Genomic DNA, 23,368 nt, shown 5'->3' on the forward strand with positions numbered 1-23,368 from the left:
GTGCGTTTAACATACTGGTTCATCACATTTTCCTCTGTGCGTGAGTAAAATGTGTCAACGCTATTCAGGACGGGTCAAAGCCATAAAAAAGGGCAGCCTGAGGGCCGCCCTTTTTTTTGCCGTTACTGCGCCGCGATTAGTGGCAGCCGCAACCGCCGTTACCACAACCGCCTTTCTTGGCCTGACCGTGATCATGCGCGTGGTCATGGTCGTGATCGTGGCCATGGCCGCCGCAGCAACCTTCACCGTGTTCGTGGTGATGATCGTGCTCGCCGTGTACGTGGCCGTGCGCCAATTCTTCAGCGGTAGCTTCGCGGATCGCGACAACTTCTACGTTGAAGTTCAGGTTCTGACCAGCCAGCATGTGGTTACCGTCAACCACTACGTGATCGCCGTCCACTTCGGTGATTTCGACCGGCACTGGGCCCTGATCGGTGTCAGCCAGGAAACGCATGCCAACTTCCAACTCGTCAACGCCCATAAAGACGTCTTTCGGCACGCGCTGCACCAGGTTTTCGTCGTAGTTGCCGTACGCATCGTTAGCGCCAACGTTAACGTCAAAACGATCGCCCGCTTCGTGGCCTTCGAGTGCTTTTTCCAGACCTGCGATCAGAGAACCATGCCCGTGCAGATAGTCCAGCGGCGCACTCACCGGAGACTCATCAACCAACACACCGTCTTCTGTACGTACTTGATAAGCCAGGCTGACCACCAAGTCTTTTGCTACTTTCATGATATCTCCTACCGTTGGATACTTGGACGCAGCCGTCATGAGGCCGCGCCTTTACCGGACAGATTGTATCGGAAATCTGCCCCGCTGTACCCTCCAGCATAAAAAAACGCGCTCGATAACGCTATTCCGGATGGAAAATACCGATCACCTGCTCCTGCGGCCGGACGTGCTTTTCCACCTGCTGTTCGGTCTGCCGCTGATGATGGCCGCACTTGACGCACTCCACCACTTCGACCTGGTCTTCACGCCAAACGGCCAGCGTATCCATAGCCTTACAGCTTGGGCAGACCGCCCCGGCGATAAATCTTTTCCGTGTTGCAGACATCTCAGTGCTCCAAATTATTCGTATTCATCCCAGCCGTCGAACTGGCGACTCTCTTTTTGCATTTCCCGGTGGAAAAGTTCTTCCAGCTCGCGCCGCGCTTCCTTCACGCGGGAAATTTGCGCCACATCACCGTGATGCGGCGGCATCAGCTCACGCAACATCCGCATATCCAATCGACGGAAGTGCTGCTGCGCGCGATAGGCCTGATGAGGATGCATGCCCAGTTCCATCAGTGCTTTGCGCCCCAGTTCCAGCGCACTGGAAAAAGTTTCGCGACTGAACTGCCTGACCCCTGCCTGCAACAACTCATGCGCTTCCACACGGCCGCGCGCCCGCGCCAAAATACTCAGCTCGGGAAAATGCTGCTGGCACAGGCGAACAATTTCCATGGTGTCTTCCGGCTCATTACAGGTGATCACAATCGACTTGGCCTTCGCCGCGCCGGCCGCACGCAGCAGCTCCAGCTCGGTGGCGTCACCGTAATACACCTTATAACCATAGCGCCGCAGTACGCCGACGGCGCTGACATCGCGCTCCAGGACGGTAATACGCATCTTGTTGGCCATCAGCAGGCGGCCGATCACCTGACCAAAACGTCCGAAGCCCACGATGATCACCTGCGGATCGTCGTCTTCCACATACGGGGTCTCTTCGTCTTCATCCCGGGCGTTATAACGGCGCACCAGGATGCGATCGATAATCTGCATCAGCAGCGGCGTAGTCATCATCGACAGGGTCACCACCACCAGCAACAGCGCAAGCTGATCGGACTGCAACACCTTCTGCGCCCCCGCCGCCGAAAACAGCACGAAGGCAAACTCTCCGCCCTGACTGAGCACGCCGGCAAACTGCAAGCGCACTGAGCTGCGCAGGCCGAAAATGCGCGACAGCGAGTACAGCACCCCTGACTTAATCGCCACCAATAACACCACGCCCAGCAGCACTTCGGCCAGATGGGTATAGAGTACGCCGATATTCAGCGCCATGCCCACCGAGATAAAAAACAGCCCCAGCAGCAGCCCTTTGAAAGGCTCGATGGAGATTTCCAGCTCGTGGCGATATTCGCTTTCGGCCAGCAGCACGCCGGCGATAAAGGTCCCTAGCGCCATAGAAAGACCAAGGGCATCCATAAACATCGCCGCCCCCAGCACCACCAGCAGGGCGGCAGCGGTGAAGATTTCGCGAACTCCGGAAGAGGCGATATAGCGAAACAGCGGACGCAGCAAGAACCGTCCGCCGATCAGCATGCCGCCGAATGCTGCCACCTTGAGTGCAATTTGTGCCCAATCATCGCTGCTGCCGCCGGCTCCGGCCAGGATCGGGATCAGCGCCAACGCCGGGATCACCGCCATATCCTGGAACAGCAGCACCGAGAACCCCAACTGGCCGCCTTCGTTGCGGTTCATGCCCTTCTCGCGCATCAGTTGCAGCGCCATCGCGGTTGAGGACATCGCCAGCCCGATACCACCAATCACGGCGGCCTGCCAGGCAAAATGCGTCAGATAAAGCAGCGCGCCCAGCACGGCGGCGGTGATCAGCACTTGCCCGGCACCGACGCCAAAGATTGAGCGCCTGAGTTCCCACAGCTTGCTCGGGTTCAGTTCCAGCCCGATGATAAACATCAGGAATACCACGCCCAATTCGGAAAAGTGCAGGATCTCGTCGACGTCGCGAATGAAACCCAATCCCCAGGGGCCAATGGCAATACCGGCAATCAGGTAACCCAGCACCGCGCCAATCCCCAGGCGTCGGGCAATCGGCACCGTGACCACGGCGGCGAACAGAAACAGTAAAATTGCGGTCAGTAACGTTGAGCCTTCCATGTTTACCTTCCTCCGTGCGGCAACGGGTTACGCAGCCAGTCGCCATACGCCGTGGCATGGTTTTCCAGCACTTCCGGCTTTTGACGGCGCGCCCAATACACCAGCATCGGCGTCAGCCAGTGCATATGACACATGGCGGCGGTCAACTCAAACGGCCGCAGAATATCTTCCATCGGGTAGCGGTTATAACCGCCGGTACGATAGGCCCCCTCCGGTTCCCCGGTGGTGATCACCGAACGCCAATACTTTCCCGCCAGCGCATTGCCGCCCATGCCGCTGGCAAAACCACGCGACAGCACGCGGTCCAGCCACTCTTTCAACAGGGCCGGACAACTGTAGGTATAGAGAGGATGTTGAAAAACAATGACCTGATGTTCACGCAGCAGTTGTTGTTCGTGGTGAATATCGATAAAAAAATCAGGATAGTGCGCGTATAAATCGTGCACGGTGACATGTTCCAACTGCTGTGCCGGTCGAAGCAAAACCCGATTCGCGACCGAGTCCTGGGATTCCGGATGGGCATACAGCAGCAAGACCTTGGGCGGCTGCGACATCATTCCCCTCCAAAGCGTCGTCAGGGTAGCGGTTTTCCGTTACCATGCTCCGCAAAGACTAATAATAGGACAGTCTGTGTCCTGTTAACTTAGAATCCATTCAATTTAACATACTCTGAACATACGGCGCTTTATGATTGTATTCTCCTCGCTACAAATCCGACGCGGCACCCGCGTCCTGCTGGACAACGCCACGGCGACGGTTAATCCAGGTCAGAAGGTCGGCCTGGTGGGTAAAAACGGCTGTGGCAAATCTACGCTGCTGGCCTTGCTGAAGGGTGAGATGGCCGCAGACGGCGGCAGCTACACCTTTCCAAGCAACTGGGCCCTGGCCTGGGTAAACCAGGAAACGCCGGCGCTCGACGTGCCGGCACTTGAGTATGTTATCGACGGCGACCGCGAATTCCGCCAGCTTGAAGCCGACCTGCAGCTGGCAAACGACAAAAACGACGGCCACGCCATCGCCACGCTGCACGGCAAGCTGGATGCCATCGACGCCTGGACCATACGCTCCCGCGCCGCCAGCCTGCTGCACGGCCTGGGGTTCTCCAACGAACAGCTGCTAAACCCAGTCAGAGCCTTCTCGGGCGGCTGGCGTATGCGCCTGAACCTGGCGCAGGCGCTGGTGTGCCGTTCTGATCTGCTGCTGCTCGACGAACCGACCAACCACCTGGATTTGGACGCGGTGATCTGGCTGGAGCGCTGGTTGAAAGGCTACCCTGGCACGCTGGTGCTGATTTCGCATGACCGCGACTTCCTGGATCCGATCGTCGATAAAATTCTGCATATCGAACAAGAGACCATCAACGAATACACCGGCAACTACTCCTCGTTCGAAAGTCAGCGTTCGACCAAGCTGGCCCAGCAGCAGTCGCTGTACCTGAACCAGCAAGAGAAAGTGGCGCATCTGCAAAGCTATATTGACCGCTTCCGCGCGCAGGCCACCAAGGCCAAGCAGGCGCAGAGCCGTATCAAGATGCTCGAACGCATGGAACTGATCGCCCCGGCCCACGTGGATAACCCGTTCAGCTTCAGCTTCCGCCAGCCGGAAAGCTTGCCAAACCCGCTGCTGCGTATGGAGAAGGTCAGTGCCGGCTACGGCGACAAGGTGATCCTGAACTCGATCAAGCTGAATCTGGTGCCCGGCTCACGCATTGGCTTACTGGGCCGTAACGGCGCCGGCAAATCGACCCTGATCAAAATGCTGGCCGGTTCGCTTGAACCGTTGAGCGGTGAAATTGGCCTGGCAAAGGGCATTAAACTGGGTTACTTCGCCCAGCATCAGTTGGAATTCCTGCGGGCCGATGAATCGCCTCTGCAGCACCTGAGCCGCATCGCCCCACGTGTGCTGGAACAACAGCTGCGCGATTACCTTGGCGGCTTTGGTTTCCAGGGCGATAAGGTCACTGAAGCCACCGAGCGGTTCTCTGGCGGCGAGAAAGCGCGGCTGGTACTGGCGCTGATCGTCTGGCAGCGCCCTAATCTGCTGCTGCTCGATGAACCGACCAACCACCTGGATCTGGACATGCGTCAGGCGCTGACCGAAGCGCTGATCGATTTCGAGGGTGCGTTGGTGGTGGTCTCGCACGACCGTCACCTGTTGCGCTCTACCACGGACGATCTCTATCTGGTGCATGATGGCCAGGTGGAAGTGTTCGAAGGCGATCTGGACGACTATCAGCAATGGCTGAGCGACCTGCAACGTCAGGAAAACCAGCAGGACGCCCCGGAGAAAGAGAACAACGGCAACAGTGCGCAGGCACGTAAAGACCAGAAGCGTCGCGAAGCCGAGTTCCGCAGCCAGACTCAGCCACTGCGCAAGCAAATTGCCAAGCTGGAACAACAGATGGAAAAACTGGGCGCCGAACTGGCGGCGGTAGAAGAGAAGCTGGCGGACTCCGCGCTGTACGACATCAGCCGCAAGGCCGATCTGACTCTCTGCCTACAGCAACAAAGTCAGGCCAAGTCCGCCTTGGAAGAAACGGAAATGACCTGGCTGGATGCGCAGGAGCAGTTGGAACGCTTTACGCAAGAGTTCGAATCCTAAGGGCTACGGGGCGGCCTGCCGCCCCTGCATGTCACCCCTTGTAAAAGGGTTTATCCCCCAAGATGGTCGCACGGTGCATAATGCGCCGCTGTGGCAGATAATCCGCGTTGGCGTAATGTTGCGTCACGCGGTTATCCCAAATGGCGATGTCATTTTCCTGCCAGCGCCAGCGCACCTGGAACTCCGGCTTGGTAATGTGAGCAAACAGGAAGTTCAGCAGCGCGTCACTTTCCTTCGGTGCCAAATCAACAATTCTGGTCGTGAAACCTTCGTTGACGAACAGCGCCTGCCGGCCGCTGACCGGGTGGGTACGTACCACCGGGTGCAACAGCGGTGGGTTTTTCTGTACCGCCAACTGCCAGCGCTGATGTTCCTCTTCGCTGCCGCGGTGCTTGTATTCCGGGAATGATTTGGTGAAGTCATGCTCCGCCTGCAGGCCCGCCAACAACTGCTTAAAAGGGGCAGACAAGGCTTCATAAGCTGCGATACCGCTGGCCCACAGCGTATCACCGCCGGTGGTTGGCAGTGTTTTCGCGGCCAAAATCGCCCCCAGCGGTGGGTTTTCGATAAAGGTCACGTCGGTATGCCAGTTATCGTTGTCCGGCGGATTATTGTCATGGGTATCCAGCACGATAATCTCTTTCACATCGGCGGCTTGCGGGTAAACCGGATGGATGTGCAGATCGCCAAAGCGGCCGGCCAAATTACGCTGTTGCAACGGCGTGATCGGCTGATTGCGCAAGAACAGCACCTGATGTTTGAGCAACGCGTGGTAGAGCTGCTCGAATTGACCGTCGCCCAGCGGGCGCGCCAAATCAACATTCTCCACCAGCGCACCGATATAAGGCCCCAACGGGGTGATACTCAAACGTTCGTTCATTGCTGTACTCCATGCCACGGGGTCAATCGGCGCTGCAAGGCACGCAGCCCCAGTTCCAGCCCAAATGCAATAATCGCAATCACACCGATACCGGCCAGCACCACATCGGTGGCCAAAAACTCTCCGGCGGATTGCACCATAAATCCCAGACCGCGCGTGGCGGCTATCAGTTCTGCTGCGACCAGCGTCGACCAGCCGACCCCCAGCCCAATACGGATACCGGTTAAAATCTCCGGCAAGGCGCTCGGCAGCACCACAAAACGCAGCACCTGCCAGCGGTTGGCGCCCAGCGCGCGCGCCGCGCGCACCCGAACCTGAGCCACGCTACGCACTCCCGCCACGGCAGACAGCGTCACCGGGGCGAAAATCGCCAGATAAATCAGCAGGATTTTCGAAGTTTCACCGATGCCGAACCAAATCACCATCAGCGGTAAATAGGCCAGCGGCGGCACCGGGCGATAAATTTCAATCAGCGGATCGAGAATGCCGCGTACCGTATCGTTCAGCCCCATGGCAATACCCACCGGCACCCCGATAATCACCGCGGCCAGCAACGCAACCAGGATGCGCCCCAGGCTGGCGGCCAGATGCTGCCATAGCGTGGCATCCATAAAACCCTGCGGGCTGGCTATGGTGATCAACTGATGCAGCACCTGCTGCGGCGCCGGCAAGAACAACGGGCTGATCAGGTTCAACGCGGTCACGCCCCACCAAATAGCCAGCACCACCAACAGGGTGGTGCTGCTCAACCAGACGTTGCGTGGCACGCTAAAGCGTCGCGGTGCCGCAGCCTTCGGCTGGGCAACCTCTTTAAGGGCAGAATGCAGGCTCATAACAAGGCCTCACGCTGTTGGAAGACTTTACCCAGCACGTATTCGCGCTGGGCGATAAATTCAGGATCAGACTTGATCGAACGGCAAGGCTCACCGTCGGCATAGCGTTGGCCGAAATTCAGCGCCAGACGCTCCACCACCTGCCCCGGTCCCGGCGACAGCAGCAGCAGCTCACTGGCAAGGAACACCGCCTCTTCAATATCGTGGGTAATCAACAACACCTGCTTGCCGGTATCCCGCCAGATGGTCAGCAGCAGTTCCTGCATTTGTTCACGGGTGAAAGCATCCAATGCACCGAACGGCTCATCCAGCAACAGCAAACGCGGATTGGCCGCCAGTGCGCGAGCTATGCCCACGCGCTGGCGCATGCCACCGGAAAGCTGCCAGATGAAGTGCTGATCATAACCGGCCAAACCGACGCGCTGTAACATCTGCAGCGCCACTTCACGACGCTGCGGCTTGCCGACTCCAGCCAGCTGCAAGCCAAATTCGACGTTATCCACCACGTTACGCCACGGCAGTAAACCTTCATGCTGGAACACCACGCCCCGCTCGGCTCCGGGGCCTTTTACGGGAACTTCGTCAAGCGTGATGCTGCCAGCTGAAGGCTCGATAAACCCGGCGATCAAATTCAGCAGCGTGGTTTTGCCACAGCCCGAAGGGCCAAGCACCACCACCAGTTGTCCAGCGTCAATCTGGAACGAGACGTCGCGCAGCGCAGGACGCCCCTGGTACTCTGCTGAAAGATGGTTAACGTTTAGCATTCTGCTCCCTTACGACTGCGGCGCAGCCTGCACCTGTTTCACAAAGCGATCGGTGACATAGGCACTGTAATCGCTGTCGACCTGGGGAATTTTGCCCTGCTGTTTGAGGAACTCGGCGGTGTCATGAATGGCTTTGTCCACCGGCTGACCAAGCTGGGTGATCTGTTCGGCGACCGGCAGGTAAGTATTGCCCTGCACCAGCACCGGTATCTGCTCTTCCGGCACGCCGCTCAACCGGGACAGCGTGCTGAGGTTGCCCTTGTCCTTCAGCCACTGTTCCGGCTGCGCCAAATAGGCTTTTTGGGCGTTCAGTGCGCTGGCGGCAAAGGCCGTCACCACTTCAGGATGCTTCTCGGCAAAGTCCTTGCGCACTACCCAAACGTCGAGCGTCGGGGCGCCCCATTGTCCGACCTGGGCGGAATCCGTCAGCACCTTGCCCTGTTTGGCCAACTCATTGACCACCGGAGCCCAAACATAGGCGCCATCGATATCACCGCGCTGCCAGGCCGCGGCGATGGCCGGCGGTTGCAGATTGAGGATTTTGACCTGCTCTGGCTTGATACCCCAGTGCTTCAGAGAAGCCAACAGGCTGTAGTGCGTGGTTGAGATAAAGGGTACGGCGATGCGCTTACCGATCAGATCCTGCGGGCTTTTAATCTCTTTTTTCACCACCAGCGCTTCGGAACTGCCGAGCTGGGAGGCGATCAAAAACACTTCGATAGGCAGTTTTTGGCTGGCGGCCACCGCCAATGGGCTGGAACCGATGTTGCCAATCTGGACATCCCCGGAAGCCAATGCGCGCAGCACGCTGGAGCCACTGTCGAATTTGCGCCAGTCAACGGTAGCGCCGGACTGTTTGGCGAAGCTGTTTTCCGCCTGCGCCACCTTGGCGGGTTCCGCCGATGTCTGGTAGGCCACGGTCACGTCCACCGCATAGGCGCTGGCTGTGCCGAGTGACAACGCCAGCAGCGCCGCGCTGCGTAATGCAAAGAGTTTGCTCGCCATGATCGCTCCGTTGATAAAAGTCTGTTCAGTTGCTGACAGTTTTATCCGAGCGTTGGCGAGCTATAAAAGAATAAAAAACTCTGCGTTATTACTTATGGGAATATTTAATCAAATCATCCCGATGTGGCGGAATCCCTCCAGGGAATCTTTTAGGGGCCCGCGTCAGTGTTCTCACATTAAGATAAAAAGTCACGGGCGGTGGCTGGTTGAAACGAACCCCATCTGCTTACAGGCTCAGTTCGCCACGCAAAAAAATCTGCGCATAGCCGCCTATCAGGGTACGGTCGCCTTTCAGTTCGCAGAACAGCTCACCGCCGCGCGCCGAAATCTGCCGCGCGTGTAATTGATGGCGGCCGAGACGGGCGCTCCAGTAAGGCATCAACGTGCAGTGTGCAGAGCCGGTAACCGGATCCTCACCGCCGTCCAGCGTGAAATAGCGCGAAACGAAATCCACCGTTTCGCCCGGTGCGCTGGCGATCACCGCGCGCCCGGCCAAAGCAATCAACGCCGGGATATCCGGCTGCAACGCTCGCACCTGCGTTTCGTTTTCCAGCACCACCAGCAGCGCATTGGCTTGCCACACTTCCTGCGGTTCAACACCCAACAGCGCACTCAGCCCGGCAGGCGTCGCGATTTTTTGCGGCGGTCGGGACGGAAAATCCAGGATCAAGCGTTCGCCATCTTCGGCGTCGCGCTTAACGTACAAATCACCGCTTGCCGAACGGAAACGGATATCCTGCAACGCCGGATTGACCGCGCTGAACATCACGTGCGCCGCCGCCAGCGTGCCGTGGCCGCACAGATCCACCTCACGATGGGGAGTAAACCAGCGAATGGCCGACATATCGCCATCGTCCCAGACGAAGCTGGTTTCAGGCAGGCTCAGCTCATTGGCGATCGCTTGCATCTCGGCGGTCGACAACGCCTGTTTCAGCAGGCATACGCCGGCCGGATTGCCGCGAAGCCCTTCGCCGGTGAAGGCCACTACGTGGAAGTAATTTTCTGCCATCCGCAACTCCTTAATGCCAGATGAGTAACACACAGGCCGCCGTCAGCAGCCCCATAGACAGATTAAAGATGATCCAGGCCTTTTTGCTGCGTAACAAGCGGCCAATCACCGTGCCGAAGCCGAGCCAAATCACCCCGGCAACGATATTCACCACCAAAATGCCCAGCGAGATCGCCACAATCGACGTGTTGTACCTGTCGCCTGCCAGGCTAAAACTGGCCACCGCCCCCAGCGCCATCAGCCAGGCCTTGGGATTAAGGAACTGCAACAGCCAGCCCTGATACAAGCGTATCGGTTTGGGCGGCGCCACGTCGGTCTCCAGCTTTTCATAGGCGGCAGTGGCCACTTTCCACGCCAGCCACAACAGGTACAGGCTGCCGAGGATTTTCAGCACCAGGTGCAGCGCAGGATAAACCAGGATCAGGCTGCCGACCCCGAACGCCACCAGCAGCAATATACTTTGCATCCCCAGCATGATGCCTATCATCAACAGCAGCGAGCGCATAAAACCAAAATTGGCGCCGGAGGTGGTCAGCAACATATTATTAGGGCCTGGCGTGATTGCGGCGACCCACAGGAAGCCTAACATCGAAAGAAATAAACTCGGTTCCATGAGGTGGGTGCTCCTCACCCAGGGTGATTTTTTGCAGTATTATTGTCAGTTCAGGATAGTGAAGCTAACAGCGCACTATTAATCCCACAATAGCCGCCAATAAGATTTTTACTCAGGTTATGCATGAATCCTTTCGCCCTTTGACCGGGGCCAGTAATCCGCATCTGCAGACGCTGCTGCCAAGGCTGGTGCGCCGCCGCGTGCAGCTAAAACCACATTGGCAACGGCTGGAATTGCCCGACGGCGACTTTGTCGATCTCGCCTGGAGCGAAGATCCGGCTCAGGCTGCCGGCAAGCCGCGCGTGGTGCTGTTCCACGGACTGGAAGGCAATTTCTACAGCCCCTACGCTCACGGTCAACTCAACGCCTGGCGTGAAAAAGGCTGGCTTGGCGTGGTGATGCATTTTCGCGGCTGCAGCGGCGTGCCGAACCGCAAGCAGCGCATCTATCACTCCGGAGAAACGGAAGATGCGCGTTTCTTTCTGCAGTGGCTGCGCGCAACCTACGGTGAAGCCCCCACCGCCGCGGTCGGGGTCTCGCTCGGCGGCAACATGCTGGCCTGCTACCTGGCACAGCAGGGGGCGGACAGTCTGCTGCAGGCGGCTGTCGTGGTTTCGGCACCGCTGATGCTGGAGCCCTGTTCGTGGCGTATGGAACAAGGCTTTTCGCGCGTTTATCAGCGCTATCTGCTTGGGCAACTCAAACAAAATGCCACCCGCAAGCTGCTGCACTACCCTGACACGTTGCCACTCAAGCTGCCGCAGCTCAAAGCGTTGCGCCGGATCCGCGACTTTGATGACGCCATTACCTCGCGCATTCACGGCTTCAGCGACGCCAGTGATTATTATCGCCGTTGCAGCGCCCTGCCGCTGTTGCCGGCGATCCAGACGCCGTTATTGATCATCCATGCCAAAGACGATCCCTTTATGACCGACGAAGTGATCCCCGAGGTCACCTCGCTGCCGCACAACATTGAGTATCAGTTGACCGAGTTTGGCGGCCACGTCGGTTTTGTCGGCGGCACCTTGAAACACCCCCAAATGTGGCTGGAATACCGTATTCCATCCTGGCTTTCCCCTTATCTGGACACAACCACGTGATTATCCCCTGGAAAGAACTGGAAACTGAGACCCTAAACAGCCTGATCGAGTCCTTTGTGTTACGCGAAGGCACCGACTACGGCGAGCACGAACGCTCGCTGGAACAGAAAGTGGAAGACGTGCGCCGCCAGTTGAAAAACGGCGAGGTGCTGCTGGTTTGGTCAGAACTGCATGAGACCGTCAACATTATGCCGCGCGGCCAGTTCCGCGCCGGGCAGGAAGAAATTTAGTGGCGATCGGTTCTATGACTGACGGAAAAAATCAGGTAACAATGGATTATTGCAAACCAACGCGCGGAATTTTGCCCTTGGCGAAAGGGCGTCAAACAGACCAATAATCATATCTGACGCCTGCGCATTTAACACGGAGTGACCTACCACCATGTCCGCCAAACATCCCGTTATCGCAGTGACCGGCTCCAGCGGGGCCGGCACCACCACCACCAGCGTGGCGTTCCGTAAAATCTTTCAGCAGTTGAACATCCGCGCCGCCGAGCTGGAAGGCGACAGTTTCCACCGCTACACCCGGCCGGAAATGGACGCGGCGATCCGCAAAGCGCGCGATCTCGGCCGCCATATCAGCTATTTCGGCCCCGAAGCCAATGACTTCGGCCTGCTGCAACAAAGCTTTCTCGACTACGGCAAAAACGGCACCGGTCGCTCACGCAAGTATCTTCATACCTACGATGAAGCGGTACCCTATAATCAGGTTCCCGGCACTTTCACCCCATGGGAAGCCTTGCCGGCACCGACCGATGTGTTGTTCTACGAAGGGCTCCACGGTGGCGTCGTGACCGAACACATCGACGTGGCCAAACACGTCGATCTGCTGGTCGGCGTAGTACCCATCGTGAACCTGGAATGGATCCAGAAGTTGATCCGCGATACCGGTGAACGCGGCCACTCCCGCGAAGCGGTAATGGATTCGGTGGTTCGTTCAATGGAAGACTACATCAACTACATCACGCCGCAGTTTTCACGTACCCATATCAACTTCCAACGGGTGCCGACGGTAGACACCTCCAACCCGTTCGCCGCCAAGGCTATCCCTTCGCTGGACGAGAGCTTTGTGGTGATCCACTTCCGCGGGCTGGACCAGATCGACTTCCCTTATCTGCTGGCAATGCTGCAGGGATCTTTTATCTCGCATATCAATACGCTGGTGGTGCCGGGTGGCAAAATGGGGCTGGCGATGGAACTGATCATGGCGCCGCTGGTGCAGCGACTGCTGGAAGGAAAAAAAATCGAGTAATCTACGGGGCGCGGTACAACCGCGCCCCTTTATCCGTTACGCCAGGTCGCGGATTTCAAAACTGTGGGTCACGCTGGCGGCTTTGCTCAGCATCAGTGAAACCGAACAGTACTTCTCGGCTGACAGGTTGACCGCACGTTCCACGATCTTGTCGCTCAAATCTTTGCCGGTCACGATAAAATGCAGGTTGATGTGGGTAAACAACCGTGGCGCTTCTTCGCGGCGTTCAGAGGTCAGTTTCACCTCGCAATCACGCACGTCGTTGCGTCCTTTTTGCAGGATCGACACCACGTCGATAGCACTGCAGCCCCCTACTGACATCAGCACCATTTCCATCGGACTGGGTGCTTTATCGCCGGCGTTGCCGTCCATCAATACCTGATGGCCAGACGCGGATTCACCCAGAAACGTCAACCCTTCCACCCACTTAACTCTTGCCTGCATGCTGGTCACTCCGGTTAATTTCTTAAAATCAGAGTACGCTTTCGCATAGAAACTGGCAACGGAACCTGATGCTAATCATGCTGAAGCGAGACAACACGAGACACCCGCCTCACTCTGTGCTACAAACAGAGCCGCAATAAATCTTTCCGGGACACTGATTTCAGGGAAACTCCCAGGGAAAGGCTCCTTTACCGGTATGTTAACAGAATGTAGCTTGCAGCTCTCCCGGCAAGTTAATATGCTAGAGCGACAGCGTATATTTATGACACGCCTCAAAACCTGCTGATAGCCACCATTAAAACAACGGCGACAGCACGTTTTACAGGGAACTCTGACCCCTGTGACACAAGGCAGCGATAACAACAGAGGATAACAGCGAATGGTTCTCGGCAAACCGCAAACAGACCCTACTCTCGAATGGTTCCTGTCTCATTGCCATATCCACAAATATCCATCCAAAAGTACGCTGATTCACCAAGGTGAAAAAGCCGAAACGCTTTACTACATCGTCAAAGGCTCCGTCGCGGTGCTGATTAAGGATGAAGAAGGTAAAGAGATGATCCTGTCCTACCTTAACCAGGGGGATTTCATCGGCGAGCTTGGATTGTTTGAAGAAGGTCAGGAGCGTAGCGCCTGGGTTAGGGCGAAGACCGCCTGTGAAGTGGCTGAAATTTCCTACAAGAAATTCCGCCAGCTGATCCAGGTAAACCCGGACATCCTGATGCGCCTGTCTGCCCAGATGGCAAACCGCCTGCAGATAACCTCTGAGAAAGTGGGTAACCTCGCCTTCCTGGACGTTACGGGCCGCATCGCGCAAACCCTGCTGAACCTGGCGAAACAGCCTGATGCCATGACCCATCCGGATGGCATGCAGATTAAAATCACCCGTCAGGAAATTGGCCAGATCGTCGGTTGCTCTCGTGAAACCGTGGGTCGTATTCTGAAAATGCTGGAAGATCAAAACCTGATCTCCGCTCACGGCAAAACTATTGTCGTTTACGGCACCCGTTAATCACTGAAAAAACGGCGCGATAATTCGCGCCGTTTTTTTATGCCCCGATTTATCATGTGGCGCCGACTGATTTATCATCCGGAAGTCAACTATGCACTGCGACAAACGCTGGTGCTGTGCCTGCCGGTTCTGCTCGGGCTGTTGATCGGCCAACTGCAATACGGCCTGCTATTTTCCCTGGTTCCCGCCTGCTGTAACATCGCCGGGCTGGACACGCCCCACAAACGCTTCTTTAAACGCCTGATCGTCGGGGGTTCGCTCTTTGCGCTTAGCAGCCTGCTGCTGCAACAGGCACTGCTGTGGCAAGTGCCGCTACCCGCATTGATGCTCGGCCTGGCACTGTTGCTTGGCGTCAGCGGCGAAATCAGCCCACTGCACGCCCGCCTGCTGCCCGCCGCGCTGGTTGCCGCCATATTCTCTCTCAGCATGGCCGGTACGGTGCCGCTTTGGCACGCGCCGGTGTTATATATCGTGGGTACCGCCTGGTACGGCCTGTTTACCTGGTTCTGGTTCAAGCTGTGGAAAGAGCAACCGATGCGCGAGTCGCTCAATCAGCTCTATCTGGAGCTGGCGGACTACTTCGAAGCCAAATATTCGCTGTTGACCCAGCACACCGATCCGCAGACCGCCTTACCACCGCTGCTGGTGCGCCAGCAAAAGGTCATGGATCTGATCACCTTGCTGTATCAGCAGCTTAATTTTCTGCCCCATGCCAGCAATCTCGAACAAAAGCGCCTGCAACGCACCTTTCAGGTCGCGCTGGATTTGCAGGAACACATCACCGTCAGCCTGCACCTGCCGGAAGAGGTCCAAAAACTGGTAGAGCAGAGCCAGGCCGAAGCCATTATCCGCCGCAATGCACAGGTGATTGCCAATCGGCTGCGCACGGTAGCGCACGATATCCTCTATCATCAGCATTCTCAGCGTTTCAACATGGACCATGAGTTGGCAGCCCTGGAAAAAGTGGCGGCGCAGCACCCGGACAACCCGGTCGGCCAATTCTGTTATTACCACTTCAGCCGCATCGCCCGCCTGCTGCGCACCCAGCACCCACTCTACCGACGCGATCTGATGGCCAATCAAAACCGTCTGCCATTCTGGCCCGCGCTGGTCAGTTACCTGTCGTTCAAATCCAACGCCCTGCGCAATGCGGCTCGGCTGGGAGTCACCCTGGCGGCGGGCAGCAGCCTGGGCATGATTTTCAATCTGCCAAAACCTTACTGGATCTTGCTGACCATCATGCTGGTGAGCCAAAACGGCTACAACGCCACCCGGGTACGCATCCAGCACCGTGCGCTCGGCACCTTGGTTGGGTTGGTGATTGCCGCCGGATTACTGCAGCTGCAACTGCCCGAGGCTGAGACGCTGGGCGTGATGCTGGTGATCACGCTGCTGGCCTATCTGGTTTCACGTAAAAATTACGGGCTGGCGGTAATTGGCTTTACGGTGACGGCGGTTTACACCCTGCAACTGTTGGCACTGAACGGCACCCACTTCCTGGTGCCGCGCCTGATCGACACGCTGATCGGCTGCGTACTGGTGTTCGGCAGCACCATCTGGCTGTGGCCACAGTGGCAAAGCGGTCTGCTACGCAAGAACGCCCATCAGGCGTTGGAAAACGATCAACAGGCGCTGCGCCTGTTGCTGGAAGAGCAAGAACCCGATCCCAGCGCGCTGGCTTATGCCCGCATGCAGGTCAATCAGGCGCACAACGCGCTGTTCACCTCACTCAATCAGGCGATGCAGGAGCCGGGTTTTGAATCGAGCTACCTGGCAGATATGCGCCTGTGGGTTACGCACAGCCAGTTTATTGTCGAACACCTGAATGCGATGACCATTCTGGCGCGCGAGCACTATATGCTGACGCCAAAGCTGGCGGAGGAGTATCTGCAGTCTTGTGAAATCGCGCTGCAAAGCTGTCAGCAGCGGCTTGAATACGACGGGCCGAGCAGTGGCAACGGCATTATGCAGCCACCGGATTTGCAGCCGGATATGCCGGTGACTGAAATGGAACGCCATCTGCGGCGGATTTTGTCCCACCTGAGCGTCATGCACACCATCTCGTCACTGGCCTGGCGCCAGCGTCCGCACCATGGCATCTGGCTGAAGCGCAAACTGCGCGATCAATAAGGGCACCCTCGGTGCCCTTATGCATTAAGCGCCAATCACGTCCTGCACGGCCAGCTCAAACAGCGCCATCCCTTCGTCAATATCCTCGGTTGCTACCACCAGCGAAGGCGCAAAACGGATCACGTTTGGCCCGGCATTGAGGATCATCAACCCGCGTGCAGCGGCGGCAGTCAGGAAATCACGCGCCTTACCGTGGTGATTTTTCGTCAATTCGGCACCGATCAGCAGCCCCATGCCGCGAATGTCGCTGAAAACACCATATTTCTCGCCAATCTGCTTTAACGCCTGCACGTACAGTCCATGACGCAGTTCAATGCCACTGAGCACTTCCGGCGTATTGATCACGTCCAGCGCCGCCTCCGCCACCGCGCAGGCCAACGGGTTGCCGCCGTAGGTGGTGCCATGGGTGCCCACCTGCATCACCGAGGCAATCTCTTCGGTGGTCAGCATCGCGCTAACCGGGAAACCACCGCCAAGCGCCTTGGCGGTGGTCAGGATGTCTGGCGTCACGCCATAGTGCATATAGGCGAACAGTTTGCCACTGCGCCCCATGCCACTTTGCACTTCGTCGAATACCAGCAGCGCCTGATGCTGGTCGCACAGTTCGCGTACACCCTTGAGGAAGTCGGCGTCTACCGGGGTAATCCCCCCTTCACCCTGGATCGGCTCCATTACCACCGCGCAGGTATGGTCGTCCATCACCGCTTTCACCGCGGCCAAATCGTTGAACGGTACGTGTACGATATCGGCCGGTTTCGGCCCAAAGCCGTCGGAATATTTGGCCTGTCCGCCGACGGAGACGGTAAACAGCGTGCGGCCGTGAAACGCGTTATAGAACGCGATGATTTTGGTTTTGTACGGACTGTGGCGGGTAATCGCATAATGACGCGCCAGTTTGAAGGCAGCTTCGTTAGCCTCTGCGCCGGAATTGGCGAAAAACACCCGATCGGCAAAGGTGGCGTTAATTAGCTTGGTCGCCAGGCGCAGCGCCGGTTCGTTGGTGAACACGTTGCTGGTATGCCACAGGGTTTCGCCCTGCTGTTTCAGCGCCTCAACCAACGCCGGGTGGCAGTGCCCCAACGCCGTCACCGCAATGCCGCCGGAGAAATCGATGTACTCTTTCCCTTGCTGGTCCCATACGCGGCTGCCTTTGCCCCTGACCGGGACAAACTGAGCAGGTGCATAAACAGGCAGGATAACCTGATCAAAGGTGCTGCGGGTTACTGCAGATTTTTCGGTCATTATGGGGTCCACCCTGAAAGTAACTCAGTTTTTTAATGGCAATTGAATGAAAATATAATCACAAAATATGCATAAAAAACCATTAAAGGGCAAACGCAAATCACCTTGGCGACTAAAAAAAATCTAAGCAATTAACTTTTAAGGAAATTATCCAACAGCTGATGCCCCTGTTCGCTGAGGATGCTTTCTGGGTGGAACTGTACCCCTTCCAGCGCCAACTGCCGGTGGCGGATGCCCATGATCTCATCGCGTACGCCGTCGCGCTCACTCCAGGCGGTAACTTCAAAACAATCCGGCAAAGTAGCAGCTTCAAGCACCAACGAATGGTAACGGGTAACGGTCAGCGGGTTGTTCAACCCGCGAAAAACACCGCTGTCGAGATGGCGGATCGCCGAGGTCTTGCCGTGCATCACCTCGCGGGCGCGCACCACCTTAGCACCGAATGCCTGCCCCAGCGCCTGGTGCCCCAGACAAACGCCGAGGATCGGCAGCTTGCCGGCAAAATGTTGGATGGCAGCTAATGAGATGCCGGCTTCATTCGGGGTACAGGGCCCAGGAGAGATCACCAGACGCTGCGGCGCCAGCCTTTCGATATCGGCCAGTTGCAGCTCGTCGTTACGCTTCACCAGCACCTCGGTGCCCAATTCGCAGAAGTACTGGTAAAGGTTATAGGTAAAAGAGTCGTAGTTATCGATCAACAGCAGCATAGTGTTTCCAACAGACATCATCGCAATCGCAGGGGCGAATATGCCGCCCCGATTTACACGGGCGCAGTATACAACGCCCTCACGATACTGCCGCTACCGATAATTTCAGCTTACTTCTTGCGACCGCCCATGATCGAGCCCAGCACGCCGCGCAGGATCTGTCGACCGAGATCGCGTGCCATGCTCTTGGCGGCGGTTTGAACTATGCCGTCGCGCTTGCCGCCGCGTGGGCCGGTAGAGCCGAACAGAATTTCGTTCAGGCCGCCCATCAGGCCGCCACCCGCCTGCTGCTGCGCCTGGGGTTGCTGCGCCGGTTGGCCCGCTTGCGGTGCACCGACGGTGGCGAAACCTTCGGCAGACAGCTTCTCGTAGGCGGACTCGCGGTCCACCATATCCTCATAACGACCGTACAGCGGCGATTTATTGATCGCACTGTTCAGCCCTTCCGCCCCCAGCATGCCCATCTTGGATTCCGGCGCGATCACCATCGCCCGTTCCACCACGTTTGGCCGCCCTTTTTCGTCGAGGAAAGAAACCAGCGCCTCGCCGACGCCCAGCTCGGTGATCGCCGTTTCCGCATCGAAGGCCGGATTGGCGTGCATGGTTTGCGCCGCGGCTTTCACCGCTTTCTGATCGCGAGGGGTAAAGGCGCGCAGCGCGTGCTGCACGCGGTTGCCTAACTGACCGAGCACGCTGTCCGGAATGTCGAGCGGGTTTTGGGTAACAAAGTAGATACCGACACCTTTGGAACGGATCAGGCGTACCACCTGTTCGATTTTCGTCAGCAGCGCCGCCGGTGCGTCGTTGAACAGCAGGTGAGCTTCGTCGAAGAAGAACACCAGCTTCGGCTGCTCCGGATCGCCCACTTCCGGCAGGTGTTCGAACAGCTCGGCCAGCAGCCACAGCAGGAACACCGAATAGAGTTTCGGCTGATTAATCAGCTTGTCCGCTGCCAGCAGGTTGATGATGCCGTAGCCGTTGGCGTCGGTTTTCATCAGGTCATTGATGTCCAGCATCGGCTCGCCGAAGAACTGGTTTGCCCCCTGCTCTTCCAGCGTCAGCAATCCGCGCTGGATAGCGCCGACCGAAGCCGAAGAGATATTGCCATATTGGGTTTGGAACTGTTTGGCGTTGTCCCCAACGTACTGCACCATGGCGCGCAGATCTTTCATATCCAACAGCAGCAGCGCATTGTCGTCGGCTATTTTGAACACCAGTTGCAGCACGCCGCTTTGAACTTCGTTCAAATCCAGCAAGCGGGCCAGCAGTAACGGCCCCAGATCGGACACGGTGGCGCGGATCGGGTGGCCCTTCTCGCCATAAATGTCCCACGGAATAATTGTGCAGGCCTGCGGCTGCCAGTCAGTGACGCCAATTGCCGCCAAACGCGCCTGCAGCTTCTCGGAAGACACGGCTTCGGTACCAATACCCGACAGGTCTCCCTTTACGTCAGACAAAAAGACCGGCACACCAATGCGCGAAAACTGCTCGGCCATTTTTTGCAACGTCACGGTTTTACCTGTCCCGGTCGCTCCGGTGATCAGACCATGGCGGTTCGCCAATGCCGGCAGGATAACCAGATCCTGTACCGGTTTCCCGTCTTTCATCGCTTTGGCGATAATCCGTGCTTCACTCATTTTCTTTTCCTTGGACGCGACGCAAAAAGCGCCTGTTGATGTCAATAAAGCTATAAGGGGGACTTAACCCCGTCAAGGACAAACAAAAATCGGCCCCTTAACCCGCCAACTGGACAGGTAAATTTAGGATTCCGCTTAGCCCATTGCAGCCATGCCATAACCCACTTGAACAATAAAACACCGGTGATATAGTAAGCAGTACGCTGTATATACAAGGTATTTACCATGTCTGAATCTACCGTGGTTATCCGCGTGGATGACGAGTTAAAAATAGCTTTTGCCAGTGCGGCCAAAGCAGCGGATCGAACGGCATCTCAGCTTTTACGCGATTTCATGCGAGATTTTGTCAGTCGACAATCGCAGCAAAAAGAGTATGAACAGTGGTTGCAGGAGAAGGTCGATTTAAGCCGAAAAGCGCTCCAGGAAGGAAGAGTGGTTGATAATGAGGACGTTGAGGCTTATTTCGCCGAGCGCAGGGCAAAATCAATGCGGTAAAACGATAAGGAAATATCGTGAAGCTAAAGTGGACGGATCCCGCAATTGCTGACCGTATGGCAATTTATGACTATCTTGCGTCAAAGAACCCGATAGCTGCCGCAGAGATTGATGCTTTGATTTCTGCGGCGGCAAGCCAACTATCCCGAAACCCATCAAGTGGCAAAGTGGCAAAGTGGGCCGGGTTTCAGGTACACGTGAATGGGTCATTCATCATTTTTACCTACTGATTTATGAAGTAAAAAATGACCTTCTTATTATTTTGGCAGTTGTACATTCCCGCCGGCAATGGCCAAAGGATTAATCACCCCCGCAGCCCCAGCTCCTCTTTCAAGGCTTTCAGATAGCGGCGGCTGACCGGGACTGGCTCCCCAACCGGCATGATCATTTCCGCAGCGCCGCCCTCATCGAAGCGAATTTCACGCACCTGCTCCAGATTGACCAAATACTGACGGTGGCAGCGTACCAGCGGTGTCCGCAGCTCCAGCGTTCGCAGCGTCAGCTCGGTAAAACATTCCATGCCGTCATTACGCACCACAAATACGCCACTCAGTCGCGAACGTATCGCTACTACCTCGTCAAAGCGCAGCAAATAGATGCGACTGTGGCCGGTACAGGGGATGTATTTCAGGTAGCCGGCGCTTTCGTCCAGCGCGGCGATGTTTTGCTGCCCGCGCTGTTGCTGCAGGCGCTGCAGCGTTTTGCTCAGCCGCTTCGGCTCCGCCGGTTTCAACAGGTAATCAAACGCATGCTCTTCAAAGGCCTGCACCGCGTATTCGTCATAGGCGGTCAGGAACACGATATGCGGCATGCGATTAGGGTCGAGCATGCCTACCATCTCCAACCCGGTAATACGCGGCATCTGAATATCCAGAAACACCACGTCCGGCTGCAGGCGATGGATCCCGCTGATGGCTTCTATCGCATTGGCGCATTCGCCGACAATGCTGATGCCCTCTTCCGCTTCCAGCAAATGTCGCAGGTTATCGCGTGCAGACGGTTCATCATCGACAATCAGTACGTTTAACATCAGGCAGCCCTCGCCAAGGGTACATTGAGCGTAATGCGGGTGAAGGTTTGTGGCTCACAGGCCACCCGTACGCCATAGCCGTCGCCATAGCGTACGCGAATACGTTTATCTACCAGGTTCATCCCCAACCCACTGTTGTTCGGCAAAGGTTGGTATAGACCCGCATTGTCGGTCACCTGCAATAACAGACAGCCGTCTTCGAGCCGAGCGCCAATATCTATACGCCCGATGCCCAGCAACTGCGAAGTGCCGTGCTTGATGGCATTCTCAACGATTGGTTGCAGTGAAAAGGCCGGCAAACGTACCGCCAACAGCTCTTCCGGCAGCGATACCGCAATCTCCAGCCGATCGGCAAAACGCGCCTGTTCGATCTGCAGGTAGGCGTTAACGTGCTCAAGTTCGTCTGCCAGGCTGACTTCGTCGTCCGAACGCTTGAGGTTTTTGCGGAAAAAGGTCGAAAGGTACTGCACCAGCTCACAGGCCCGGTCCCCGTCACGACGGATAACCGCCACCAGCGTATTCAGGGCGTTGAACAGGAAATGCGGATTGACCTGCGCATGCAGCAATTTGATTTCCGACTGCGCCAGCAGCTGCGTGTGGCGCTCATACTGGCCGGCCATGATCTGTGCGGATAACAGGTTGGCGATACCTTCACCCAGCGTGCGGTTGATGGTGCTGAACAAACGGCTCTTCGGCTCGTAGAGCTTGATGGTGCCAATCACCCGCTGGTTCTCACCACGCAACGGGATCACCAGCGTCGAACCCAGTTTGCAGTTGGCGTTGATCGAGCAGCTGTAGGAAAGCTCATTGCCGTCGGCGTAAACCACTTCGTTGTTGTCGATCGCGCGGTGCGAATGCTTTGATGAGATCGGCGTGCCCGGCAGGTGGTGATCGTCGCCGATGCCGATAAACGCCAGCAGCTTCTCACGGTCGGTTATCGCGACCGCACCAATCCCCAACTCCTGATAGAGCACCCGCGCCACCCGCATGCTGTTTTCCTGATCGAACCCCTGGCGCAAGATGCCTTCGGTACGTTCGGCAATTTTCAGTGCCTTGGCGGAGAACGCGCCGGTGTATTTCTCGAACATCGCCCGCCTGTCCAACAGGATCTGCATAAACATCGCCGCCCCCAGCGTGTTAGCAATCAGCATTGGCAAAGCAATGTGTTCCACCAGCCGCAGCGCCTCGTCAAACGGCCGTGCAATCGCCAGGATAATCGCCATTTGCAGCACTTCGGTCACCAATGCCACCCCGGCGACAAACAAGGGGTTAAACAGCAGGTCGATACGCCGCCGGCGCATGGCGATGCTGTGCACCAGCCCGCCCACCAACCCTTCCGCCACGGTAGAGACCGCACAGGCGATGTCGGTCATGCCGCCCAGCGTGTAGCGATGCAAGCCCCCGGTCAAACCCACCAGGAACCCTACCGAAGGCCCCCCCAACAGACCGCCCAGCACGGCGCCGATCGCGCGAGTGTTGGCAATCGATCCTTCGACATGCAGCCCGAAATAGGTGCCCATGATGCAAAACACCGAGAAAATGACGTAGCACAATAGCTTGTGCGGCAGGCGGATAGTCACCTGTGTCAGCGGAATGAATAACGGGGTTTTACTCAGTAAATAAGCAATGACAAGATAGACGCACATCTGCTGTAGCAGCAGCAGAACCTGGCTAAACTCAAACATGGCAGCAGCTCATCCCTTAACAAAACAGATGCAGAACGCCGGGTTTCCG

At 57.0% G+C, this 23,368-nt stretch carries 25 protein-coding genes; 9 read left to right on the forward strand and 16 right to left on the reverse strand.

What is annotated here, in order from left to right:
- Nucleotides 1-136 precede the first annotated feature (136 nt).
- The 4 genes from slyD to kefG form a co-directional block, all read right to left on the reverse strand.
- Nucleotides 137-733: a peptidylprolyl isomerase gene (slyD, locus tag AC1RKG_RS23625; protein WP_020837261.1), complete on the reverse strand. Its 597-nt coding sequence runs from the start codon at nt 731-733 to the stop codon at nt 137-139.
- Nucleotides 734-854: 121 nt separating this feature from the next.
- Complete coding sequence (locus tag AC1RKG_RS23630) at nt 855-1,058, reverse strand: YheV family putative zinc ribbon protein (protein WP_004951224.1); 204 nt, start codon at nt 1,056-1,058, stop codon at nt 855-857.
- Nucleotides 1,059-1,072: 14 nt separating this feature from the next.
- Nucleotides 1,073-2,881 carry a glutathione-regulated potassium-efflux system protein KefB gene (gene kefB / locus AC1RKG_RS23635; protein WP_493183785.1) on the reverse strand — a complete coding sequence of 603 codons (1,809 nt, stop codon included), beginning with the start codon at nt 2,879-2,881 and terminating at the stop codon, nt 1,073-1,075.
- A 2-nt stretch (nt 2,882-2,883) separates the two neighbouring features.
- Nucleotides 2,884-3,435 carry a glutathione-regulated potassium-efflux system ancillary protein KefG gene (kefG, locus tag AC1RKG_RS23640; RefSeq protein WP_041415731.1) on the reverse strand — a complete coding sequence of 184 codons (552 nt, stop codon included), beginning with the start codon at nt 3,433-3,435 and terminating at the stop codon, nt 2,884-2,886.
- Nucleotides 3,436-3,568: 133 nt separating this feature from the next.
- Here kefG and AC1RKG_RS23645 point away from each other — a divergent pair, with 133 nt between their 5' ends.
- Entirely contained in the window at nt 3,569-5,482 is a 1,914-nt protein-coding gene (locus tag AC1RKG_RS23645) for an ABC transporter ATP-binding protein (protein ID WP_493183786.1), read from the forward strand.
- A gap of 31 nt (nt 5,483-5,513) precedes the next feature.
- On the opposite strand, the gene tauD is transcribed toward AC1RKG_RS23645, so the two are convergent.
- The 6 genes from tauD to AC1RKG_RS23675 all read right to left on the reverse strand — a co-directional run bounded on the left by tauD (nt 5,514) and on the right by AC1RKG_RS23675 (nt 10,586).
- Nucleotides 5,514-6,362, reverse strand: coding sequence for a taurine dioxygenase (gene tauD, locus AC1RKG_RS23650; protein WP_020837270.1), 849 nt, complete (start codon nt 6,360-6,362; stop codon nt 5,514-5,516).
- The gene (gene tauC / locus AC1RKG_RS23655) at nt 6,359-7,195 is read right to left on the reverse strand and encodes a taurine ABC transporter permease TauC (RefSeq protein ID WP_020837272.1); all 837 of its coding nucleotides are present in this window, start codon (nt 7,193-7,195) and stop codon (nt 6,359-6,361) included. Before tauC ends, tauD begins: the two co-directional genes overlap by 4 nt.
- Complete coding sequence (tauB, locus tag AC1RKG_RS23660) at nt 7,192-7,959, reverse strand: taurine ABC transporter ATP-binding subunit (protein WP_020837273.1); 768 nt, start codon at nt 7,957-7,959, stop codon at nt 7,192-7,194. The genes tauC and tauB overlap by 4 nt, the downstream gene beginning before the upstream one ends.
- A gap of 9 nt (nt 7,960-7,968) precedes the next feature.
- A complete protein-coding gene (gene tauA, locus AC1RKG_RS23665; protein ID WP_400827719.1) occupies nt 7,969-8,964 on the reverse strand; it encodes a taurine ABC transporter substrate-binding protein in 996 nt (331 codons plus the stop codon).
- Nucleotides 8,965-9,190: 226 nt separating this feature from the next.
- The gene (locus AC1RKG_RS23670; protein WP_413510873.1) at nt 9,191-9,973 is read right to left on the reverse strand and encodes a PhzF family phenazine biosynthesis protein; all 783 of its coding nucleotides are present in this window, start codon (nt 9,971-9,973) and stop codon (nt 9,191-9,193) included.
- A gap of 10 nt (nt 9,974-9,983) precedes the next feature.
- The gene (locus tag AC1RKG_RS23675; RefSeq protein WP_020837282.1) at nt 9,984-10,586 is read right to left on the reverse strand and encodes a LysE family translocator; all 603 of its coding nucleotides are present in this window, start codon (nt 10,584-10,586) and stop codon (nt 9,984-9,986) included.
- A 119-nt stretch (nt 10,587-10,705) separates the two neighbouring features.
- On the opposite strand from AC1RKG_RS23675, the gene AC1RKG_RS23680 reads away from it, so the two are divergent.
- The 3 genes from AC1RKG_RS23680 (at nt 10,706) to AC1RKG_RS23690 (ending at nt 12,937) form a co-directional block, all read left to right on the forward strand.
- Complete coding sequence (locus AC1RKG_RS23680; RefSeq protein WP_130016880.1) at nt 10,706-11,686, forward strand: hydrolase; 981 nt, start codon at nt 10,706-10,708, stop codon at nt 11,684-11,686.
- The gene (locus AC1RKG_RS23685) at nt 11,683-11,916 is read left to right on the forward strand and encodes a YheU family protein (RefSeq protein WP_020837285.1); all 234 of its coding nucleotides are present in this window, start codon (nt 11,683-11,685) and stop codon (nt 11,914-11,916) included. Before AC1RKG_RS23680 ends, AC1RKG_RS23685 begins: the two co-directional genes overlap by 4 nt.
- A 151-nt stretch (nt 11,917-12,067) precedes the next feature.
- Nucleotides 12,068-12,937 carry a phosphoribulokinase gene (locus AC1RKG_RS23690; RefSeq protein ID WP_020837286.1) on the forward strand — a complete coding sequence of 290 codons (870 nt, stop codon included), beginning with the start codon at nt 12,068-12,070 and terminating at the stop codon, nt 12,935-12,937.
- A 36-nt stretch (nt 12,938-12,973) separates the two neighbouring features.
- On the opposite strand, the gene AC1RKG_RS23695 is transcribed toward AC1RKG_RS23690, so the two are convergent.
- The gene (locus AC1RKG_RS23695; RefSeq protein ID WP_020837287.1) at nt 12,974-13,381 is read right to left on the reverse strand and encodes an OsmC family protein; all 408 of its coding nucleotides are present in this window, start codon (nt 13,379-13,381) and stop codon (nt 12,974-12,976) included.
- 379 nt (nt 13,382-13,760) lie between these two features.
- Here AC1RKG_RS23695 and crp point away from each other — a divergent pair, with 379 nt between their 5' ends.
- The gene (crp, locus tag AC1RKG_RS23700) at nt 13,761-14,393 is read left to right on the forward strand and encodes a cAMP-activated global transcriptional regulator CRP (RefSeq protein WP_004718520.1); all 633 of its coding nucleotides are present in this window, start codon (nt 13,761-13,763) and stop codon (nt 14,391-14,393) included.
- 54 nt (nt 14,394-14,447) lie between these two features.
- Entirely contained in the window at nt 14,448-16,523 is a 2,076-nt protein-coding gene (locus AC1RKG_RS23705) for a YccS/YhfK family putative transporter (protein ID WP_041415732.1), read from the forward strand.
- A 24-nt stretch (nt 16,524-16,547) separates the two neighbouring features.
- On the opposite strand, the gene argD is transcribed toward AC1RKG_RS23705, so the two are convergent.
- From argD to AC1RKG_RS23720, 3 genes are all read right to left on the reverse strand, one after another.
- Nucleotides 16,548-17,765, reverse strand: coding sequence for a bifunctional acetylornithine/succinyldiaminopimelate transaminase (gene argD, locus AC1RKG_RS23710; protein ID WP_187962005.1), 1,218 nt, complete (start codon nt 17,763-17,765; stop codon nt 16,548-16,550).
- A 131-nt stretch (nt 17,766-17,896) separates the two neighbouring features.
- On the reverse strand, nt 17,897-18,472 hold the full coding sequence (locus AC1RKG_RS23715; protein WP_187962006.1) for an aminodeoxychorismate synthase component II: 576 nt from the start codon (nt 18,470-18,472) through the stop codon (nt 17,897-17,899).
- Nucleotides 18,473-18,582: 110 nt separating this feature from the next.
- The gene (locus tag AC1RKG_RS23720; RefSeq protein ID WP_493183787.1) at nt 18,583-20,109 is read right to left on the reverse strand and encodes a helicase HerA-like domain-containing protein; all 1,527 of its coding nucleotides are present in this window, start codon (nt 20,107-20,109) and stop codon (nt 18,583-18,585) included.
- A 225-nt stretch (nt 20,110-20,334) separates the two neighbouring features.
- On the opposite strand from AC1RKG_RS23720, the gene AC1RKG_RS23725 reads away from it, so the two are divergent.
- Genes AC1RKG_RS23725 through AC1RKG_RS23735 form a run of 3 tightly spaced genes read left to right on the forward strand, consistent with a single transcriptional unit; the run spans nt 20,335 to nt 20,908 of the window.
- Complete coding sequence (locus AC1RKG_RS23725) at nt 20,335-20,604, forward strand: hypothetical protein (RefSeq protein WP_020837302.1); 270 nt, start codon at nt 20,335-20,337, stop codon at nt 20,602-20,604.
- 56 nt (nt 20,605-20,660) lie between these two features.
- Nucleotides 20,661-20,834, forward strand: a complete 174-nt coding sequence (locus tag AC1RKG_RS23730) for a type II toxin-antitoxin system RelE/ParE family toxin (RefSeq protein ID WP_493183796.1) — start codon at nt 20,661-20,663, stop codon at nt 20,832-20,834.
- Nucleotides 20,780-20,908, forward strand: a complete 129-nt coding sequence (locus AC1RKG_RS23735) for a type II toxin-antitoxin system RelE/ParE family toxin (RefSeq protein WP_493183788.1) — start codon at nt 20,780-20,782, stop codon at nt 20,906-20,908. The genes AC1RKG_RS23730 and AC1RKG_RS23735 overlap by 55 nt, the downstream gene beginning before the upstream one ends.
- Here AC1RKG_RS23735 and btsR read toward each other — a convergent pair whose 3' ends face one another.
- Together btsR and AC1RKG_RS23745 are read right to left on the reverse strand one after the other, a co-directional pair.
- The gene (btsR, locus tag AC1RKG_RS23740) at nt 20,909-21,634 is read right to left on the reverse strand and encodes a two-component system response regulator BtsR (protein ID WP_020837306.1); all 726 of its coding nucleotides are present in this window, start codon (nt 21,632-21,634) and stop codon (nt 20,909-20,911) included.
- The gene (locus tag AC1RKG_RS23745) at nt 21,634-23,319 is read right to left on the reverse strand and encodes a sensor histidine kinase (RefSeq protein WP_046372487.1); all 1,686 of its coding nucleotides are present in this window, start codon (nt 23,317-23,319) and stop codon (nt 21,634-21,636) included. Before AC1RKG_RS23745 ends, btsR begins: the two co-directional genes overlap by 1 nt.
- Nucleotides 23,320-23,368 lie beyond the last annotated feature (49 nt).

The sequence above is a fragment of the Serratia sp. GW822-FHT06D09 genome, assembly GCF_058799515.1.